2 protein-coding genes and 1 pseudogene are annotated in these 1,843 nt (G+C 74.9%); 1 reads left to right on the plus strand and 2 read right to left on the minus strand.

Going from position 1 to position 1,843, the window contains the following annotated elements:
• Positions 1-186, minus strand: a pseudogene (locus ABZ885_RS40335) (Uma2 family endonuclease); the annotation flags it as partial.
• Between the two features lie 555 nt (positions 187-741).
• Between ABZ885_RS40335 and ABZ885_RS40340 the strand changes: the two are divergent.
• Positions 742-1,383, plus strand: coding sequence for a transglycosylase family protein (locus tag ABZ885_RS40340; RefSeq protein ID WP_360200059.1), 642 nt, complete (start codon positions 742-744; stop codon positions 1,381-1,383).
• A gap of 216 nt (positions 1,384-1,599) precedes the next feature.
• On the opposite strand, the gene ABZ885_RS40345 is transcribed toward ABZ885_RS40340, so the two are convergent.
• Positions 1,600-1,843, minus strand: a 244-nt coding sequence (locus ABZ885_RS40345) for a LuxR C-terminal-related transcriptional regulator (protein WP_360200061.1), incomplete at its 5' end; no start/stop codon positions are given.

Consider the following 1,843-nt stretch of genomic DNA (forward strand, 5'->3'; position numbering starts at 1 on the left):
GTCGTCGACGCGCAGGTCGAGCTGGCGGCGGATCTTCGCGGCGACGTTCTCGTGGTCCCAGGTGGGCGACACCAGAACGATCCGCCCCTCGATGACCTGGGCCCAGGGGTGGTCGATGAGCTGCACGGCGTACTTCAGTGCGGCCTCGTGGTCCACGTCCGCGTACGCGATGGGCTGTGCGCTCAACCGTCCGTTCCCTCCGCACCGGGCCACCAGGGTGTCCCGCCGGACACCCACGCCCCCACGGTAGCGGCTTGTCGGCACCCAAGGGACCGGTCCGGCTGAAGGGGCACGCGCCGTCCCCGGCCCCGGGACGGAGCCACTCCCAGCGGCTGCGGCCCGGCCGCTCCCGGCCGCCGTCGGCCGGGCCGGCGTTCGAGTCCGCGGCAGTGGCATCGGTGGCGCCCGGGCCGGTGACGTGGTGCGGGCCGTACATCCGGAGCCCCTACCTGCCCAGCCCGAGCACCCTGCTCTCCTCGTCTGCCCCGTCCGGTGGCGCTACGCAGTAGGGCTGCCCGGCCGTCCCGCCCAGGGCGCGGTGCGAACAGCTTCACGGCGGCCGGCCACGGCGCACGGGCGTCGACTACCGGCGTGGTGCGCTCGGGTGGCGCCGTACGACCGGGCGGGTGACCCGGCCGGGGTGTCGGCCCGGGAGTCCGCGCGGGGTGTGCGATCGCTGGAAGGGCGGTACCCCCGGGTGCCCGCCGCCCGATCGCCGACCCACTCGGGGAGTGTTCCGCCATGTCCATCGCCCGCCGGATCCTGCAGTTACTCCTCGCCCTCGCCTGCGCCGCCGGCGTGTGGACCGCAACCACCGCCACCACGCACGCACGCGCCACCACGGTCGCGGGACCAGCCGTCGCCTCGGCTGTGCCGGCCGCCGGACAGGGCATCGACTGGGACAAGATCGCGGCGTGCGAGAGCGGCGGCCGCTGGCACACCAACACCGGTAACGGCTACTACGGCGGCCTGCAGTTCGACCAGTCCACCTGGCGCGCCAACGGCGGCACCGCCTACGCGCCCCGCCCCGACCTCGCCACCCGCGACCAGCAGATCGCCGTCGCCGAACACCTCGCCGCCCACCGCGGCCTCACCCCCTGGCCCGCCTGCGGCCCGCGCGCCGGCCGGTCCGACAGCCACCACACCACGCCCGCCCCCAGGCCCGCCCGCCGGCCCGCCGCTGACGCAGGCGACACAGCCACCGTTGGGAGTACCGGCACGCCCACCACCGACGTCACGGTGGAGGACGGCGACACCCTCGACACCATCGCCCGCACCCTGCAGCTCCCCGGCGGCTGGCCCGCCCTCTACCAGGCCAACCACCACACCATCGGCGACGACCCCGACCTCATCCTCCCCGGCCAGACCCTCCGCATCCCCTGACCCGGAACCCCCACCCCATTCGCGCAGGGGTACGCCAAGCCCCCGAAACGTCTCCTCGGCACAGCGCCGCCGTTGCTGAGGTCTTCAGGGGGGCGTCGATGGGGCGAGTGACAGGCCGGTGCCGGCCAGGCATCCCTCGATGAGGGGCGACTGGAGCCGGATGTGTCGCAGGCCGCGGCGGAGGGTGCGGGTGAGGTGGTCGAAGAGAAGAAGGGGTCAGCTCCCGCCGTCCAGCCCCGCGTCCCGCGCCAGCAACGCCGCCTGCACCCGGTTCTCGCAGCCCAGCTTGGCCAGGATCCGGCTGACGTACGTCTTCACCGTCGCCTCGCTCATGTGGATCCGGGCACCCGCGTCCGCATTGGAGAGCCCCTCGCCCAGCAGGGCGAGCACCTCCAGCTCACGCCCGGTCAGCACCTGCAGCCGGCGCCGCGCCGCCGCACCCCGCGCCGCGGCCGGGCCG

This window comes from Kitasatospora sp. NPDC047058, from assembly GCF_040643935.1.
In the GTDB taxonomy this organism is placed as follows: Bacteria; Actinomycetota; Actinomycetes; order Streptomycetales; family Streptomycetaceae; genus Kitasatospora.